The following is a 16,684-nucleotide window of genomic DNA, read 5'->3' on the forward strand; positions in this document are numbered from 1 at the left end:
ATCGGGCGATGAGCAATGCCGGTGCAAGTCCGGAGCGGTCCCGCCACTGTAACACCCCATGCGGTGTAGCCAGACGCTTTCCCGACTCCTGCCGAACAAACCGTCAGGCGAGGATATCTGAGGAGAACTACATGAATGATGCCACGTCACGCACGCTCTTCGGAGTGGGGGTCGGTCCGGGAGACCCGGAACTGGTCACCCTAAAAACCGTGCACATTTTGCGTGAGGCAGACGTCATCCTCGTCCCTTACACCGAGGCCACTACTGACGGTCCGGGGCGTGCCGAGCGCATCATTACGGCTATCGCCCCCGAGATCACCGAGCGCATCAAACGCATCCCCTTTTCAATGCGGGAGAGGTCCGGCGTCGGTGAGAAGCGCAAGGCCTCATGGCAAGTCTCCGCAGACGCCGTGGTGACAGCCTTCGGCGAGGGAGCCCGTACTGTTGCCCTCGCCACCGTCGGAGATCCGACTGTTTTCTCTACCTTCACCTACCTGCGTGCCAACGTTGAGGAGAGGCTGCCCGACGTCACCGTCAAGTTGAGCCCCGGTATTACCGCCATGCAGGCCCTGTCAGCGGTGTCCGGGCGTCCGCTGGTGGAAGGCAAGGAGATCCTAGCTCTCGTCCCGGCCACCGTCGGCATAGACAAACTTGGGAAGGTCCTCGACCTCGTCGACTCGGTGGCCATCTACAAAGGCGGACGCAAACTTCCCGAGGTCGTCGAGCAGCTGCGCAGCCGGGACCGTCAAGCCGTCATCGGCACCGACATCACCCTAAAGTCCGAGCAGATTATCAACCTTGACGAAGTGACCGACGCGCAAACCCTGCCGTACTTTTCGACCGTCCTTACCACTCCGGAGCGCACCACCACAGGAGGAAAACTGTGAACGAACCCCAGGCCGCACGACCTACTCAGCACGTGTCTGAGAAAGCCCTGGAGGATTTAGACCACAACGCCATCGAGCCTCCGCCGGTGTCCCGTCGCGATATCCCCGAAGGAGCCGGCAAGATCGTCTTCGTCGGGGCCGGTCCGGGCGCCCCAGACTTGGTAAGTGTGCGTGGCGCTCGAGTTATTGAGACTGCCGACATCATCATCTGGGCATCCAGCCTGGTACACCCCGACATGGTCGCCCGTCACAAGGAGGGCGCCGAGCTCATCGACTCCGCATCCATCCCGTTGGAAGACCTTGAACCCCTCTACATCCGCGCCCGTGACGAGGGGCTGGTGGTGGCCAGGGTCCACACCGGTGATCCGTCTATCTACGGGGCCACCGCAGAGCAGCGTGACTTGTGCCGTCGCATCGGCATCGACTTCGAGACCATTCCTGGCATTTCTGCCTTTTCGGCCGCTGCTGCCCGGATGGACGTCGAAATTACCGTCCCAGAAGTCTCTCAGTCCCTCATCCTCACTCGGCTTGAGGGTGGGCGCACGCCCATGCCCGACGGCGAGACCGTCGCATCCTTTGCCCGCCACGGGGCGACCATGGCGATCTACCTGTCGGCAGCCCGTAACAAGGCGCTTCAGGAGGCCTTATTGGAGGGTGGGTATCCGTCCGAGACTCCGTGCATCATCGGATACGCGGTGACCTGGCCCGAGGAGATGATGTTCCGCTGCGACCTGGCTCACCTGTCGGAGACGATGCGCAACCACAAGCTATGGAAGCATGCCGTCGTCCTGGTGGGCCCGGCACTGGCGGAGGGACCGATCTCCACCCGCAGCCACCTATACCATCCCGGCTTCCGCCACGAATACCGAGGTGCCGACGCTCAGGCCCACGCTGACCTTAAGACTCACGGCACCCGCGGCGTCTACCACCAGAACCCCGACACGAAGGGCAATTCATGATTCGCGTCCACGGATATCTCGGCACCATTAGCGACGCCTTGCGCGAGGAGGTTGTCCAGGCTGATCTGGTTGTCGGGGGCCAGCGTCACCTCGACGCCCTCAACGTCCCCGTCGATAAGCGTCAAAAGCTTGGCCTTATTGGGCCCGCCGTCGAACGGATCCAGTCCCTACCCGACGACGCCAACATCGTCGTCATTGCCTCCGGCGACCCGCTGTTCTTTGGTGTGGTTCGCCGCATCCGGCAGGCCGGTTTGCGCGTCGACGTGGTGACCGCCCCGACCTCTTTGCAGGCCGCTTTCGCCGCCGTTGCGTTGCCGTGGGATGACGCCCAATTCGTCTCCTCCCACTCCAAGGACATCGGGACGGCCATTCGGCTTGCGAAGATCCATCCCAAGGTCGGCGTGCTGACGGCTCCCAACCGAGGTCTCGCTGAGCTGGTCGAGGGACTCGCCGGGCGTGGCAAGACCTTCGTGCTGGCCGAAAAGATCGGAGAGGAGGGTCAGCGGGTGCGCATCTTCGACGAGGACGCCGCCAAGGCCGTCATTGCCGAGGAGGACATTCTTAGCCCCAACGTTGTGCTGGTGCTTGACCACCACCCAGATTCCCCGGAGGCGCTTGGCGTCACCCCGGAACTCGCCGGTGACGTTAACGTCAATGGCCCCGACGACCCGCATCCAGGCTCCGACACCAACCCCGACGGTTCCGACCGTGACCCGATCATCGGACAGATCATCAACTCCGACGCTGCGGCAGCTCACGCCGAAGCCATCGACGGTGCTCTCAAGCGCGAGACGAAGAAATACGTTGGGCCATCGCGCACTGGACTGGCCGCAGCGTGGGGGGAATGCGACCTCATCATTTCCCACCTAGCCCTGGGCGCCACCACCCGGATCATTGCCCCGCTGCTGAAGTCCAAAAAGACCGACCCGGGAGTGGTCGTCGTTGACGAGGTTGGACGCTTCGCCATTCCGCTAGTGGGTGGCCACGTCGGTGGAGCCAACGAGCTCTCCCGCACTGTCGCTGAGGCTCTTGGCGGTACTGCGGTCGTTTCCACCGCCACCGACTCCCTCGGTGTACCGGCCCTCGACCAGCTCGGCTGGGCCTACGAAGGTGACGTCGCGGGCGTGACTGGCTCGATCATTGCCGGACGCCCGGTGCACGTCATCCGCGAGCAGCCTTGGCCATTGCCCCCGTTACCCAAGAACGTCACCGAGGACGCCGAGGCCCCGGCTACCCGGATCATTGTGTCCGAGCGGGTTGCGGAGCGTGTTCTCGACGATCATGGTGACGACCTGCCTACCGTCGTACTACATCCGAGTTGCCTGGTCGTCGGGATGGGATGCAACCGAGGCACCGAGGTCGAGACGCTGCGTGAACTCCTCGTCACGACCTTGGAGGATAACGGCTTGGCCCTTGGCTCGGTGACCCGCCTGGTATCTCATGAGGTCAAGGCCGGTGAGCTTGGTCTGGTAAAGCTGGCCAACCAACTCGGTGTGGAGTACCGCACCGAGTCAGCCGAGGCCCTGGCCGCCCAGGACGTTCCGAGCCCTTCCGATGTCGTCGCTCGTGAGGTCGGAACCCCGAGTGTTAGTGAGGCCGCCGTGATGTGTCAGGGAGCCGAGTTGCTGGTGCATAAGACCAAAACGCCTGAGGCCACCTGCGCTATCGGCCGCATCCCAGCTCGCGGCCATCTTTCGGTGGTGGGGCTCGGGCCAGGCTCTCGTGACCTGCTGACTCCGCGCGCCGTTGAGGCTATTCGCAACGCCACCTTCGTCGCCGGCTACGCCCCCTACGTGCGTCAGATTCGCGACCTGGTGCGTCCGGGAGCCAAGATCCTGGCGACCAAGATGGGCACTGAGGAGGAGCGCACTCAGGCTGCTATCGACGCCGCTCGCGGCGGCCGCAATGTGGCTTTTGTGTGTGGCGGCGATCCGGCTATATACGCGATGGCTTCCCCGACGTTAGAGATGGGCACCGACGGTATCGACGTCGAGATCGTCCCTGGAGTCACCGCAGAGCTCGCCGTCTCGGCGATCCTCGGAGCGCCGTTGGGTCATGATCACGCCACCATCTCTTTGTCGGACCTGCACACCGACTGGGACCTCATCCTCAAGCGAGTGAAGGCGGCTGCCGAGGGAGACCTCGTCACCACTTTCTACAACCCGCGCTCGCGTACCCGTACCCATCAGCTCCCTGACGCTCTGGCGATCATGGCGGAGCACCGTCCCCCGTCCACCCCAGTAGCTCTGGTTTCCCACGCTGAGCGTCGTCAGCAGCAAGTGATCATGTCCACCCTGGAGGAGTTCAAACCCGAGTGGTGTGGCATGACAACTTTGGTGGTCGTTGGCTCGACGACGACCAAGTACGTCAGTTCCGGGGACGGGCAGCGCCTTATGGTTACGCCGCGTGACTACCACTGGATGGACGGACATGTCTCCGGTGAGGTTCGCAAGAACTACACCCACAAGGATCTGCCCAAGGCTGACGAGGGGACCTACCTCTCCAAGCCTCCGGTCCATTCGACTCGCATGCCCGAGTCCACACCCGATACGAAGGATTCGAAATGACCGATCCCCTTACCAGCGGAACCCCGCTCGTTATTGCTGCTCATGGCACCCGTGACGAGGCAGGCGTAGCCGAATGCCGTGCGTTGGCTGAGCGCGTTGCCCGCAAGTTGCCCGGAATCCCGGTGGAACTGGGATTCGTCGAACTCGCCGAGCCTGGCATTCCAGAGGCTGTCCGTGCCGCCGTCGCCCAGGCCCCGGACAATCCCGAGGGCGCCGACGGCGACGAGGAGGCAGCCGTCGTCGTCGTACCGCTGATGTTCAACACTGGTGGTCACGTCCGCGAGGACATCCCAGAGGCTATTGACGAAGGTCGGGGCGATGCCCGGGTGATGTACTCTGCCCCGTTGCTGCCAGACGTTCGCATGCGCAAGGCCCTCAGCCATCGCCTTGTCGAGGCTCTTGCTGTTGGTGACGGACGCGAGGAGTGGAGGCCACGCGACACGTCGGTGGTGTTGGTGGGGCGTGGTGCCTTAGTGCTTGACGCTAACGCCGCCCATTACACCTTGACACGCATGTTTTGGGAGGAAAACGATCTGTCGCGGGTGGAGCCGGCGTTCATCCAGGTGACCCGTCCATCGGTTCCGGAAGCCCTGTCAGCCCTTGCCGCTCAGGGTGCCGACCAGATCGTCGTGCAGGGCAACTTCCTCTTCCCAGGCTTGCTACATGTGTGGATGACCGAGCAAGTGGAGGCCTGGCAGGTCAGCCACCCCGGAGTCGAGATCCGCATTGCCTCGGTGATCGGCGACTGTGACGAAGTTGCAGATGTTGTTGTCGATCGTTATCGCGAACCCCTCGACGAGGTCGGTCTCGGGGAGGGTGCCCCGGTGTACATGTCAGGGCTGAGGTTGCAAGGGCGCAAGGTGCTCGTCGTTGGTGCTGGGCACGTGGCTGAGCGTCGCGTCGTGCGGTTATTGGATGCCGGCGCCAACGTCCACGTCGTAGCCCCCAACTCGGGCATCCAACTCACCCGGATGTCCCGTAAAGGGCTGGTGAATCTGGAGCATCGGGCTTTCCGGGTTGAGGATCTCGACGGCGTCTGGTTTGTCCAAGCGCTGACAAACGATCCGGAGGTGAATGCTCTGGTGGCTGAGGAGGCCGACAGGCGGGGCATCTTCTGCGTGCGCGGCGATAAGGGCTGCAAGGGTAGTGCCTTCACTCCGGCCACCCAGCAGGCCGGCGGCATGACAGTCAGCGTCGTCGGTGATCGCACCCCACGTCGTTCCGCCAGGCTGCGTGACGAGGTGTTGCGAGCCTTGCAGGGGTGATCAACTGGGTCATTCATGACGTGTCGTGGGATCGCCTGACCTGACGGACGCGTTTGGCGGTGCATATCATCGTCGGGTGATTTCTCACGACCTGCATGCCCTGGGCTTCGACGCTCCCGATCTCGACGCCCTCGTCAACTCTGCGGCTGAGGCTGGTGCTGTCGGTGTGGGGGATGTCGGCGGATTTGACCTGCTGGCTGCCTACACGGATCCGTCTGGAGCTCGGCTAGCCCTCATGAAGCAAAAAGGTCATGAGGAGATGGAGACGATGGCCTCCCTCGTCGCCCCGACGACCCATCCAGCAGATCTGGTGCGATTCAGCCCGTCGGTGGCTTTGGTCGACATCTATTCCCATGCCAGCCTCGCCTCGATGCTGACCGGGGAGTCTGTCCTCAAGCTGCCGATGACGAATCGCAAGCACCTGGCGCGGTTCCTGGCCAACGTTGACGATCCCGTTGAAGTGCCGCTGTGTCCCGAACCCGGCGACGACACCCCGCGTTTCGTCGAGCACCTGCGTGTGGGAGCGGTCGCCAATCAGATGTTGCGGGTGTTCGAGGCCGAAGAGGAGTATGGTCGTTCCCACGAAGGTTCCCTGGGCAGCGAGCTACAGTTCGCCGCAGGAACGCTGATCAGTCCCTGGCTCATGGAGATCAACGCCGGGCGTGCCACCCGTGATGAGGCCAGCGCTGTCGCTGAGATGACGATGGTCTGTAAGAAAGTTGAGAAACGCACGAACGCGCTTACCGGGGCAGACTGGTACCGGATCGTGGGGAATACTTCGATTCCCATGACTTTGGCTGCCCCCGCGAACCTACCGCGAACGCCGCATGAGGGGTCAGTCGTCACGGGGCAGGTTGTCCCGGTGGTGTCGACGGGAACCTGGGAGGGTGATGCCCTCTGGGGGTGAGAATGAGCGGTCCTTTGTTGCAACGCTCTACACCTCGTCGTCATGGCGGGCTGGTCATGCTTGCAGTGTGGGAACGTCACACTACAACTAACACTTTAAGTTTTGCAGTGTGAATTGAGTTGCGGCGTTTGTGGTTTTCCGGTGTGGATCGTGGCGGACGGTTTCCTGTGGCAGGCAACGGGACCTTCTCGCGGGCGTCGGTGTTTCACGTCGAGCGTCCAAAGTTGTAGGCGCCTCCCGCACCGACGCCGGAGGTACAACTTTTCGATCATAAAATTGCACTCGTCACCGATATTGTCCACATGGGTACAACTTTCGGGCTGGATCCGATCACAGTCGAGATCCAAGCAGCGCTGGAGCACCTCGATAGGGGTTTTAGGGTGAAGGAACACAAGCGCGTCGACTTCAAGGAGGACGTCAGCTGAAAGGGAAGCTTAGCGAGCTGCTGCCCGAACGAGCTATAGGTTGCGAGTGAGGAGGTGCGCGAGGTTCTTGACCTGCTACGGCAGATGGAGGTGGGTGGGGAGCCGCTATTGAGCGCGATCCGAGGCATTCAGGCTGATGCCCATCCGGCATTCACCTTGTCTAGGAGTGCAACAGCGAGTTTGGAGAAAGACTATCGGCAGCGGGGCTTGGTCCGTTCGGTGCCCAACCGGATGACGACGGCACGCCGGTATGCCCAACATCGGGGTCGCATCAGTACGACGGAGTTGGGTGCCACTGTGGGTGCTCTGGCCTCCAATGTGGACCGGTCCTGAAAGATCTCCTGGGCCAAGGTGTGTTGAGGCCTTCGTCAAAGAGCATGGCGGGTTGTGGATTCCACTATCTGCGTGGTGACAACACGTCCTGACGTTTTCGCGTCCAGTGGCTTGCTCTCACGCAAGGTTTGCATCACGGTGAAGCTTGGCTCGTAGGCGATCGAAAACCCGTGGGCACCTCGCGATCGCCGGTATAACTGTCCATTCACAAAGTTGTGGTCCGAGCCGATTCTGTTGTGTGGCCCGGTACGTTGACGAGGCTGTGCGGCATGGAATGGAGGTCCCTGATATCCTCCATGGGTCTGCATGGTGCGACCCCGATGAGGTCGCAGGAACCCGGTGTGATTCCGGGACTGTTGCGCAGCGGTGACGGTGACGACGTCGGCGAAACCACTGGGAGCGATCCTGGGAAGGGCCGACCGAGGGTGATCCGAAGTCCGAAGACTCCCATGCATGGCGTTGGGTTGTTCGGATCTCGCATCAAGGTCCTCGCACCAAGAAGGAACTATCATGCCCTCTTCGAGGCGATCGGTGGAGCGTGACCGCAGGTTGCCGGTGGCGCCTTTGCTGCTGGTCCTCGTGGTGCTCATCGTCGTCAGCGCCGTCGTCTCGTTGGCCATCGGCTCCGAACCGTTGCCGCTGCGTGGAGTCCTTGACACCCTTGGGGCTCGGGTGACCGGTCAACCGGGACCTGATCCGACGATCGACGTCATCGTCTGGGACCTGCGTGCTCCGAGGGCTCTACTGGCGGTTATCGTTGGCGCGGGTCTTGCCCTGGCTGGAAGCGGCATGCAGACTTTGGTACGGAACCCGTTGGCTGACCCCTACCTGCTAGGTGTGTCGGCTGGCGCGAGTGTGGGAGCAACCGCGGTCATCGCTTTAGGGATGTTCACTTCGTGGGGGACTCACCGACTCACTCTTGGTGCCCTTGTAGGGGCCTTGGCGGCAGCTGCACTGGTCTATCTCATTTCGATGGTGCAAGGAGGCATGACGCCGCTTCGGTTGGTGCTGTCGGGCGTGGTGTTGTCCTCGGCGTTCTCTGCGTTGGCGAGTTTCCTCGTCTTCCGAAGTCCCGAACCGCGTGCGGCGCAGTCGGTGCTGTTTTGGATGCTGGGGTCGGTTGCGGGTGCCACCTGGGACAGCCTGTGGGTGGCGGCCCTTGTCACTGTTGTTATCGCCGTGCTGATGATCGCGTTCTCCGGGTGGTTAGATGCTCTGGCGGCCGGCACCGACGTCGCTCGTTCCCTGGGCATACCTGACATTCGTGTCCGCAAGGCGCTGTTCGTCGGGAATTCAGTGCTCGTTGGGGTGCTCGTGGCCGTTTCCGGCGGCATCGGGTTCGTGGGGCTTGTCATCCCCCACATGGCTCGTTTGCTCGTGGGAGCCAGTCATCGGTCGATGCTCCCAATTGCTGCCGCCGTGGGCAGCCTGTTCTTGTTATGGGTGGACGTCGGTGCACGAGTCATTGCGGCGCCGCAAGAAGTGCCCCTCGGCGTTGTAACCGGATTCATCGGTGCGCCCATCTTCCTGTACCTCATGGGTCGCAGCCAGTACCGATTCTCGAGTGAATCATGACGCGTCTTGACGTTCGCAATGTGCAGTGCCGGATCGGTGATCGCGTCATCGTTGACGACGTGAGCTTCACGGCGGAAGCGGGACAACTCACTGCCATCGTTGGGGTCAATGGTGTGGGTAAGTCTACGCTGTTGCGATCCATCGCCGGTGTCAGAAAGGTCAATGCCGGGGATGTCCTGCTCGATGGGAAATCCGTGAACCAGTATACCCCGATGCAGCGGGCTCGACTCATGGCATTCGTTGGGCAGGAGGAATCTCCTTCCCCGGACCTCCTGCTGGGAGAGATGGTGGCGCTGGGACGCACGCCGCACCGCAAGCCGTGGCAGGTGGGGCAGCGTTCCGAGCGCGCGATCATTCGTGACGCTTTGGCTTTGGTCGGGTTGGATCATTTGATCGATCGTCGGTGCGACCATTTGTCGGGCGGTGAACGGCGACGCGCCGTCATCGCGCGTGGGCTGGCTCAAGGGGCCGATCTCATCCTGCTGGACGAACCGACCAATCACCTCGACGTTCGGCATCAGTTGCAGTTGCTGGAGACGCTGCGTGCCAGTGGGCGGACGGTCGTGGCCACCATCCACGACCTAAGCATGGCCGCTTCGCACTTCGATCGCGTGGTCGTCCTGGCCAGCGGTGGGGTTCTTGCCACGGGACCCGCCGAGGAGGCCCTCAGCTCATCGAACGTGGCGACGGCTTTCCATGTCGTCGCGCATCATGTCACCACTCCTGAAGGCAGCCGGGAACTCGTCTGTACCGCAGCGCTGCCCGAGCCCTCCAGAAAGGAAATCTGAAATGTCTATTCCTCGCCTGCCCATCGCCGTGGTCGCGTGCCTAGCCATGGCTCTTGCCGGATGCAGCAATGGATCCACCTCCAAGGGTGACGACGCCAAGAGCCCATCCGAAGTCGCCTTGACTAACTGTGGGAACAAGGTGACGTACCCCAAGGTCGCCCGGCGCCTCTATGTCAATGACGGCAACATCATCGCCATGGCTCTCAGCGCGGGGGCCGCTAAGCAGATTGCTGCTGTAAGTTCATTGGATGATGACAAAACGATTCTTGCCGCCAAGTACGGCTCACGTGTCATCGACAACCTGCATGAAGCTGTCAAGGGGTGCCCGACGCTGGAATCGATCATAGCCAACAAGCCCGATGTCGTCGTCGCGGGCTGGAATTATGGGTTCTCCGAAGAGGGCAATCTGACACCCGACAAACTCCATGAGCGGGGCATAAACAGTTACCTGCTCAGCGAATCCTGTCGGCAGGAGGGCAGTGAGAAGGCCCGTGGTGTCATGCAGCCGTGGGACGCCGTCCGTACCGATCTGGGTAACCTGGCTAAGCTCACTGGTAATGAACCGACCGGGAAGAAAGCGGTTAAGGATCTCGATGACCGACTTGATGCACTCAACAAGGCTCCGAAGGCTGCGAGAACCCCTGTAGTTCTGCTATTCGACTCAGCTAAGGACACCGTCCTCACTAGCGGCAGCAAGGGCGGCCCGCAGGCCATCATCAACGCTGCCGGTGGGCAGAATGCGACTCACGATGTCAACGACACATGGGTGGGGATCGGCTGGGAGAAAGTGGCGACACTCAAGCCCGACGCCATCGCCTTCGTTGATTACGATGCCCAGCCCTTCTCTGAGAAGGTAAAGGTTCTGCAATCCAACCCGGCGACCAAGAAGCTTGCTGCGGTGCAGAAGAAGCGCTTCCTAAATCTTCCCTACGCCATGTGGACCTCTGGCCCTCTCAACATTGATGCTGCTGAGCACCTGCGGGTCAGCCTGGAGAAGTGGGGGTTGGAGCCTAAGTCGTCGATCAAGCCGCAACTCATCATCCCTACATCCGTGCCGGGGCACGAGGGCTGAGGAATTCTTACACCGATTAAGACGATAAGCTCGTTATTTATCGTCAACATTTTTGGGGTCCATAGGTGACGATATTTTGGGTTGGTGATCTTCAGGCGGTCATGCCTACCAACAGCTCGAATTTGACCATGAGAAACGAATAATACCCTTGCACATACGGAGGCTAATACTTTGTCATGAGTAACCAGAATAAGCGTAGAAGAAGTCTTTTTAATAAGATTTAAAACAGCGTTCTTCGACATGAATCCAAGGCTGAATAATCGTGACTCTCAGCGGTAATAATCTGTGCGCTCAGCAACCGAAGGAGAGTGATTTTCCGCTCCCGGAAGCTCCCACGACGGCTACTTTCGTACCTTTAATTAAATCAAGGTTGACGCTCTTCAGGATTTGCGTGTCTCCAGCTTTGACGGATACGTTTCTAAGTGTCATACGTCGCCCCAAAGTAATCTCACCTGAGCAGTGGACGAGGTCATGATCGTGGTGGATAATCCTCTGTATATCTCGCAACGCTCTTCGCGGCCGTGTCATGTCTTGGCCGATGGTGGAAAAAGTTCCAAAGGGACTCGCGATTAGACCGCCTAACATGAGTAGTGTTGCAAGGTCAACAGTGTTTGCCTCCCCGTGTGAGACTAAAAAGACGCCGATAATTGTTGCAACTAAAGAGCCTGCGCGCATTGCCCTACAAGAAGGGCAACCCATGCTGCGCCTACAAACCATAGTCGACTTTGCCATCCGGTTTCTATGGCTTTTCTCGCCGCCATGGGCTGTAGCACCATCAAAACAGAACCGACACCGGACGACGCGCAGGCGATGGTGATTCCAAAGTACCGACGACCCTTTGAGCATAAACAAACCGTGTCTGCTGGTGCTTGTTCAAGCATTTTTGCACGGCGCTCTGTCACTCGGGTTAACATCGTGACCTTAACTCCACTAAAGTTTTCGCCCTGCGCGCATACCAAGCAACCCTCCGATGAAAGTAATGATAAGTAATCCAACGAAGGCGACGTGCACAACACTTGGCAGCGGGTGCGCGATAGTACGCAGGCCATACGAGTGACCAACTGCTACGAGCGCTCTGGCCATCAAGATCCAACTAGCCCACATGATAGCATAAACGGTTAGACTCCGAGCGAATGCGTCGGCTAATACGAATGTCATATCAGTGAACTTGCCTGATCCCAGCATGTCGATGGTGTGGGTTGTGCGGTGGAAGCTTGCTTGGAGCAGGTAAGCCGAGGCTGCAGAAAACAGCAGCGCCGTGGTGAGCATGGGAGCCATCATCGGACCAATGTCGGCGGCTCCGCTTCCTCTTAAAATAACTTGCGCTGGACCGGTGCGTGCCCACGAGGTTGCTGGTTGCGTGATGATTCTAGACGCATGACGCAGGCTCGCGTGGGTGGACGCAGGTTGCGTTTTGAAGATCGGGATCCCATGCCAAGCTTCCGATAGGTCAACCGGGGGAGTAACACTCAGATGTCTCCATGGCGAGGCTGATAGGCTACCGGGCACTATTTCGTGGAATCCGTTGCTATATAAAGGGTTGATTACTTGTGAAGTTGTATAAGCTTCTCCTGACTGTGAACTACTCTTTGGTGCTATCAGCACGATGCCGGAACAGCCAGGCTTGCTGGTGCATATATATCGGGCAGTAGTTACGTCCGGTGGGATGCCATTCGTGGTCGTGGCGACAATGGCTGCCGGCCGGAAAGACTTAGCAAGTGCTTCGCGCTGCACTTGCTCGGCACCAGTAATCATGGAAACGGTCGCAGAAAACAATAATGCAGCTAGCGCAACTATAGTGACGCTGGCAGAGAGCTTGAAAACGCGATTACGGACGAGACTAATACGAGCAGGCCATGCCCAGCCTGTACCGGGCAGGCGCGAAAACACTCTACATATTGCAAAGAACAGGGTTGATGCTACCAACAGCACACAGCCTGCAACCCATAACAGTGTGGCACCGAATAGTGCTCCTAGGCCAGTATGGGAGGCGGTTTTCAGCAGGATGAGGGATCCCACGATAGCGCTCGCACCTAGTAGGTAACGAAGGAGCTTCAAAAGTGACGATTCGCCGTCTCGGAAAGAGCGATGTGCTGCCCTCAGCGATGACTGTTGGTCAGCTCGTCGGTCGATGCGATGGCGTTGACGGCTGCTACCGCGATCGCTGAGCCGCCGCGTCGTCCCAGCAAGGTAAGGTACTCCAAGCCAAGTGTCGAGTCGACAAGGGCTTGCTTGGATTCCGCTGCACCGACGAACCCGACCGGGATGCCGACGATGGCTGCGGGTTTAGCTCCCGTTTCCTCGCAGACCTCGAGAACCCGGTACAGGGCAGTCGGCGCATTGCCGATGGCGACGATGGCTCCGTCGAGTTTGCCTTCCTCGGCCCACAAATCGACCGCGGCGCAGGTCTTCGTCATGTTTTTTGCCTTCGCGAAATCGGCCAGGCGAGGGTCCTTGATGTAGCAGATCGTCTCGTTATCGCGCGGAAGTCGGGATCGGATGATGCCGGTGGCGGTCATGGAGGAATCGCACAATATTGGTGCTCCGTCACCTAGAGCTTTGCGAGCTGCCGTCACTACGCCGGGGGTGAAGGCGATGTCGTTGGCGATGGCTGGATCGGCGGCAGCGTGGATCATCCGGACGACGACTCCCTCGACGTCGGTTGGGAAGCGATCCAGGTGTGCTTCGGAGCGAATGATGCGGAAAGACTCGCGATAAATGTCGGATCCGTTGTTGACGTACTCGTGGGCCACGATCTTGCTCCTGACGATGGCGAAGACTTAGGGTGATTCCTTGGAAGCGTAACATTAAGCCATTGCGCTGTAGTGGAGCGGGACTATGCTTAGGCAACCCTCGGATTCAATGTCTGAAATGGCTGTGTTTTACTGGCTTCTGTACAACTCAAGAACGTCTTGATGACGTGGTTGAAGCCGGGAAGTGCCGGCACGGGCGCGCCACTGTGAACAATCCCATGCGGATCGAAAGTCAGATCTGCCACGTACGTCAGGCCTTTCCAGGACGGGACGCGAATCCCGAGAAAGGAGATGACACCTCATGCATATCGCTGAGGGGATTCTCTCACCGACCCAGTGCGCAGTCTGGTACGCGGCTGCCGCACCATTTTTGATCCATGGCGGCTATCGAGTCGTCAAGGAAGTCAAGGAGCACCCCGAAAACAAGCTCCTGCTAGCTACCGCAGGTGCCTTTACCTTCGTTCTATCTGCTATCAAGCTTCCGAGTGTGACCGGTTCGTCCTCCCACCCTACGGGAACCGGAGTCGGTGCAGCCCTGTTCAAACCACCGGTCATGGCATTCTTGGGGATGATCGTGCTGATCTTCCAGGCGCTGTTATTGGCTCATGGCGGTATCTCCACCCTGGGTGCCAACACCTTCTCCATGGCCATCGCTGGACCATGGGCCGGTTACGCCTTCTACAAGCTCACTAAAAAACTCCATGGACCTGACGCGTTGGCGATTTTCTTGTGCATGGTCTTCGCCGACTTCATCACCTATGTCGTTACGAGCTTCCAACTGGCTTTTGCTTTCCCAGATCCGACTGGTGGTTTCTGGGGAGCCGTCGGCAAGTTCCTTGGCATCTTCGCCGTGACCCAGGTTCCGCTGGCCCTCGCTGAGGGTCTGGTCGGCATCCTGCTGTTCCGTTTCCTCGCCAAGGTCGCAGCCCCGCAACTTCGGCAGCTCGGTGTCCTCGACGGCAACCCGGAGGTGACTCATGCCTGAGAATACTGTTGCTAAGGTCCGTCAGGACAATTCCCTGACCGGCAAGAGCAAGTGGGTAACTCCGGTCATCATCGTCCTCTTGGTTGCCCTTTTCATCATAAGCATGGTTTTCGGTGCTAAGAAGACCAGCAGTGACGAGGAAGGTTTCGGAGGAACTGACGACGCTGCTGCCGAGGCCGCCGAGCAAGCCGGTGCCAAGAAGTGGATCGAGCCGATTTTCCAGCCGAACTCTGGTGAGGTCGAATCCGGTCTGTTCGCGCTGCAGGCAGCCTTGGGTGCTGGTATCGCTGGATACGCCCTAGGCCGCATGAGTGGCCGTAAGAAAGGTCGCGAAGAGGCTGAGCATGCCTCTGATCTCCACAGTGTTGACGATGTGCCCGAGGCCGCCGTCACCTCGTCGGAAGTCAACGCGACTGACAAGTCATGACGATTACCTCTCTTGACGACGCCGCCTGGGATTCCCCCTGGCGGCGTCGTCCGGTCGGAGAAAAGGTTGCCCTGTCGACTGCCTTGCTTCTGACCGCCCTTTGCACCCCGTCGATGAAGTTCTCGCGGTGGGTGAGCTCGGTCGTCGGTTCTGGTATCTGGCCCGGGGCCCTGTTGGCTGGGATCGTTAGTGTGTTCGTCATCCTGGGGCCGGCCCGCATTGCTGGACGAGTGCTGTGGCAGGCGGTCGTCGCCCCGCTGGTTTTCCTCATCATCGGCGGTATCTCCGTCCTTGTCAGCCTTGGTTCTACCCCCGTAGGAACGGTCTGGTGGCATGCCGGGCTATTCAACATTGGACCGGTCTCCAGCGCCCAAGCGATGTCCCTGATCGAACACGGTGTATGCGGCACTCTCACCCTCATGGTGTTGGCCGTCACCACGCCGATGGTTGATCTTCTCACCTGGCTGCGGAAATTCCACATCCCTGATCCATTGTTGGAAATCGCATCTTTGACATATCGACTCATTTTCGTGCTACTCGATACCGTTGTGACGGCCAGCGAGGCCCAGCACGCCCGCCTCGGCGATACCCCGGTTGGACAATTCGGCGGGTTCAATCGGCGCATGAACAACACAGCCGCTCTGCTGGGATCAGTGGGGATCCGGGCATGGACGAGGGCTAGCCGCCTCAACGATGGACTGGTTAACCGTGGCTTTGAAGCTGCACTGGTCACTCTCCCCATCAAGCGCACCGGTTCGGTGCGGTACAAGATCATCGTCGTCCTCGTCATTGCTGGCCTGTGGGGGGTCAGTTGGACGACGACTGGAAGGATTTTCAGATGAGCGCCGAGGTCCTGCTGTCGACCGAGCAGCTGTACGCCACTCACCCGGGGCGTCCTATGGTGCTGACCGACGTCAATGTGTCCTTTCGTGCCGGGGTCCGCGTGGCGATCCTGGGAGCTAATGGATCCGGCAAGACGACCTTCATGCGCTGCCTGTCCGGTTCTCTCAAACCTGTCAAGGGTCATGTCAAGAGAGGCAACACCGTGCTCAGCTACGGGCGCGCCCAACTTCGTGAGCACCGACGAGCCGTCCAGCTCGTGCTGCAAGACCCTGACGATCAGCTCTTTAGTGCCGATGTCAGTCAGGATGTTTCTTTCGGTCCCATGAATATGGGCCTCAATGTTGGCGAGGTGCGTGACCGGGTCTCCGAAGCTCTAGAACTACTCGGGGCTAGCCACCTGGCTGAACGTGCCACGTATCAATTGTCCTATGGCGAGCGTAAAAGGATTGCGGTGGCCGGTGCCGTGGCCATGCGCCCGGATCTGCTGCTCCTTGATGAGCCCACCGCCGGACTTGATCCAGTTGGGGTCACCCAGATGCTGGAGGCATTGGATCGGCTGCGCGACCACGGGACAACGGTGGCGATGGCCACCCACGACGTCGACCTGGCTCTGGCCTGGGCTGATGAAGCCCTCATCGTTGTTGACGGGGGAGTGCGTCAAGGTCCGATTGACGAGCTGCTGGCGAATGCGTCCGTGGTGGAGAAAGCTCACCTGCATCTGCCATGGTCTCTTGAACTGGCTCGTCGCCTTGGCATGGACGAGCGGCCGCGAACGATGAGCGGGGTTGTGGCGATGCTGTCGCGCAGGCACCCGCCGAGCGTTGCACAGTGATGGTGTTGTGCCTCGTCGCAGGGGCGGTATGAGTCAGTCTCGGTGATGTGGCCTCGGTGGTTCGAT

General features: G+C 60.0%; 16 protein-coding genes and 1 riboswitch. Of the genes, 14 read left to right on the forward strand and 2 right to left on the reverse strand.

What is annotated here, in order from left to right; all coding sequences use genetic code 11:
* Positions 1-131: 131 nt before the first annotated feature.
* The 10 genes from cobI (at position 132) to F1563_RS07360 (ending at position 10,778) form a co-directional block, all read left to right on the forward strand.
* Complete coding sequence (gene cobI, locus F1563_RS07320; protein WP_002528898.1) at positions 132-887, forward strand: precorrin-2 C(20)-methyltransferase; 756 nt, start codon at positions 132-134, stop codon at positions 885-887.
* Positions 884-1,846 (forward strand): precorrin-4 C(11)-methyltransferase, encoded by a 963-nt coding sequence (gene cobM / locus F1563_RS07325; protein ID WP_002528897.1) that lies wholly within the window; start codon positions 884-886, stop codon positions 1,844-1,846. Before cobI ends, cobM begins: the two co-directional genes overlap by 4 nt.
* Complete coding sequence (gene cobJ, locus F1563_RS07330) at positions 1,843-4,413, forward strand: precorrin-3B C(17)-methyltransferase (RefSeq protein ID WP_149302622.1); 2,571 nt, start codon at positions 1,843-1,845, stop codon at positions 4,411-4,413. Before cobM ends, cobJ begins: the two co-directional genes overlap by 4 nt.
* A complete protein-coding gene (locus F1563_RS07335; protein WP_069181707.1) occupies positions 4,410-5,678 on the forward strand; it encodes a CbiX/SirB N-terminal domain-containing protein in 1,269 nt (422 codons plus the stop codon). The genes cobJ and F1563_RS07335 overlap by 4 nt, the downstream gene beginning before the upstream one ends.
* A 76-nt stretch (positions 5,679-5,754) precedes the next feature.
* A complete protein-coding gene (locus tag F1563_RS07340) occupies positions 5,755-6,585 on the forward strand; it encodes a hypothetical protein (RefSeq protein ID WP_002528894.1) in 831 nt (276 codons plus the stop codon).
* A 479-nt stretch (positions 6,586-7,064) separates the two neighbouring features.
* Complete coding sequence (locus F1563_RS07345; protein WP_002528892.1) at positions 7,065-7,343, forward strand: hypothetical protein; 279 nt, start codon at positions 7,065-7,067, stop codon at positions 7,341-7,343.
* 54 nt (positions 7,344-7,397) lie between these two features.
* Complete coding sequence (locus F1563_RS13605) at positions 7,398-7,499, forward strand: 23S rRNA methyltransferase (protein WP_172623615.1); 102 nt, start codon at positions 7,398-7,400, stop codon at positions 7,497-7,499.
* Between the two features lie 134 nt (positions 7,500-7,633).
* Positions 7,634-7,809, forward strand: a riboswitch (cobalamin riboswitch).
* Between the two features lie 89 nt (positions 7,810-7,898).
* Positions 7,899-8,918, forward strand: coding sequence for a FecCD family ABC transporter permease (locus F1563_RS07350; protein WP_172623648.1), 1,020 nt, complete (start codon positions 7,899-7,901; stop codon positions 8,916-8,918).
* Positions 8,915-9,706, forward strand: a complete 792-nt coding sequence (locus F1563_RS07355) for an ABC transporter ATP-binding protein (RefSeq protein WP_002528889.1) — start codon at positions 8,915-8,917, stop codon at positions 9,704-9,706. Before F1563_RS07350 ends, F1563_RS07355 begins: the two co-directional genes overlap by 4 nt.
* 1 nt (position 9,707) lies before the next feature.
* Positions 9,708-10,778 carry an ABC transporter substrate-binding protein gene (locus tag F1563_RS07360; RefSeq protein WP_002528888.1) on the forward strand — a complete coding sequence of 357 codons (1,071 nt, stop codon included), beginning with the start codon at positions 9,708-9,710 and terminating at the stop codon, positions 10,776-10,778.
* A gap of 930 nt (positions 10,779-11,708) precedes the next feature.
* On the opposite strand, the gene F1563_RS07365 is transcribed toward F1563_RS07360, so the two are convergent.
* Positions 11,709-12,059: a hypothetical protein gene (locus F1563_RS07365; protein ID WP_002528887.1), complete on the reverse strand. Its 351-nt coding sequence runs from the start codon at positions 12,057-12,059 to the stop codon at positions 11,709-11,711.
* Positions 12,060-12,877: 818 nt separating this feature from the next.
* Positions 12,878-13,531, reverse strand: a complete 654-nt coding sequence (locus tag F1563_RS07370) for a precorrin-8X methylmutase (protein ID WP_002528886.1) — start codon at positions 13,529-13,531, stop codon at positions 12,878-12,880.
* A 301-nt stretch (positions 13,532-13,832) separates the two neighbouring features.
* On the opposite strand from F1563_RS07370, the gene F1563_RS07375 reads away from it, so the two are divergent.
* From F1563_RS07375 to F1563_RS07390, 4 genes are read left to right on the forward strand one after another with little or no spacing between them, the layout of a single operon-like run.
* On the forward strand, positions 13,833-14,516 hold the full coding sequence (locus tag F1563_RS07375; RefSeq protein WP_002528885.1) for an energy-coupling factor ABC transporter permease: 684 nt from the start codon (positions 13,833-13,835) through the stop codon (positions 14,514-14,516).
* On the forward strand, positions 14,509-14,943 hold the full coding sequence (locus tag F1563_RS07380; protein ID WP_002528884.1) for an energy-coupling factor ABC transporter substrate-binding protein: 435 nt from the start codon (positions 14,509-14,511) through the stop codon (positions 14,941-14,943). The genes F1563_RS07375 and F1563_RS07380 overlap by 8 nt, the downstream gene beginning before the upstream one ends.
* On the forward strand, positions 14,940-15,785 hold the full coding sequence (gene cbiQ, locus F1563_RS07385; RefSeq protein WP_002533929.1) for a cobalt ECF transporter T component CbiQ: 846 nt from the start codon (positions 14,940-14,942) through the stop codon (positions 15,783-15,785). The genes F1563_RS07380 and cbiQ overlap by 4 nt, the downstream gene beginning before the upstream one ends.
* The gene (locus F1563_RS07390) at positions 15,782-16,618 is read left to right on the forward strand and encodes an energy-coupling factor ABC transporter ATP-binding protein (protein WP_002528882.1); all 837 of its coding nucleotides are present in this window, start codon (positions 15,782-15,784) and stop codon (positions 16,616-16,618) included. The genes cbiQ and F1563_RS07390 overlap by 4 nt, the downstream gene beginning before the upstream one ends.
* Positions 16,619-16,684 lie beyond the last annotated feature (66 nt).

This window comes from Cutibacterium modestum (genome assembly GCF_008326345.1).
In the GTDB taxonomy this organism is placed as follows: Bacteria; Actinomycetota; Actinomycetes; order Propionibacteriales; family Propionibacteriaceae; genus Cutibacterium; species Cutibacterium modestum.

Coding starts and splice junctions, on each gene's coding strand:
- F1563_RS07365 (WP_002528887.1), bottom strand. CDS start 12,059: ATGATGGCTCCCATGCTCACCACGGCGCTGCTGTTTTCTGCAGCCTCG.
- F1563_RS07390 (WP_002528882.1), top strand. CDS start 15,782: ATGAGCGCCGAGGTCCTGCTGTCGACCGAGCAGCTGTACGCCACTCAC.
- cobI (WP_002528898.1), top strand. CDS start 132: ATGAATGATGCCACGTCACGCACGCTCTTCGGAGTGGGGGTCGGTCCG.
- F1563_RS07375 (WP_002528885.1), top strand. CDS start 13,833: ATGCATATCGCTGAGGGGATTCTCTCACCGACCCAGTGCGCAGTCTGG.
- F1563_RS07380 (WP_002528884.1), top strand. CDS start 14,509: ATGCCTGAGAATACTGTTGCTAAGGTCCGTCAGGACAATTCCCTGACC.
- F1563_RS07335 (WP_069181707.1), top strand. CDS start 4,410: ATGACCGATCCCCTTACCAGCGGAACCCCGCTCGTTATTGCTGCTCAT.
- cbiQ (WP_002533929.1), top strand. CDS start 14,940: ATGACGATTACCTCTCTTGACGACGCCGCCTGGGATTCCCCCTGGCGG.
- cobJ (WP_149302622.1), top strand. CDS start 1,843: ATGATTCGCGTCCACGGATATCTCGGCACCATTAGCGACGCCTTGCGC.
- F1563_RS07360 (WP_002528888.1), top strand. CDS start 9,708: ATGTCTATTCCTCGCCTGCCCATCGCCGTGGTCGCGTGCCTAGCCATG.
- F1563_RS07355 (WP_002528889.1), top strand. CDS start 8,915: ATGACGCGTCTTGACGTTCGCAATGTGCAGTGCCGGATCGGTGATCGC.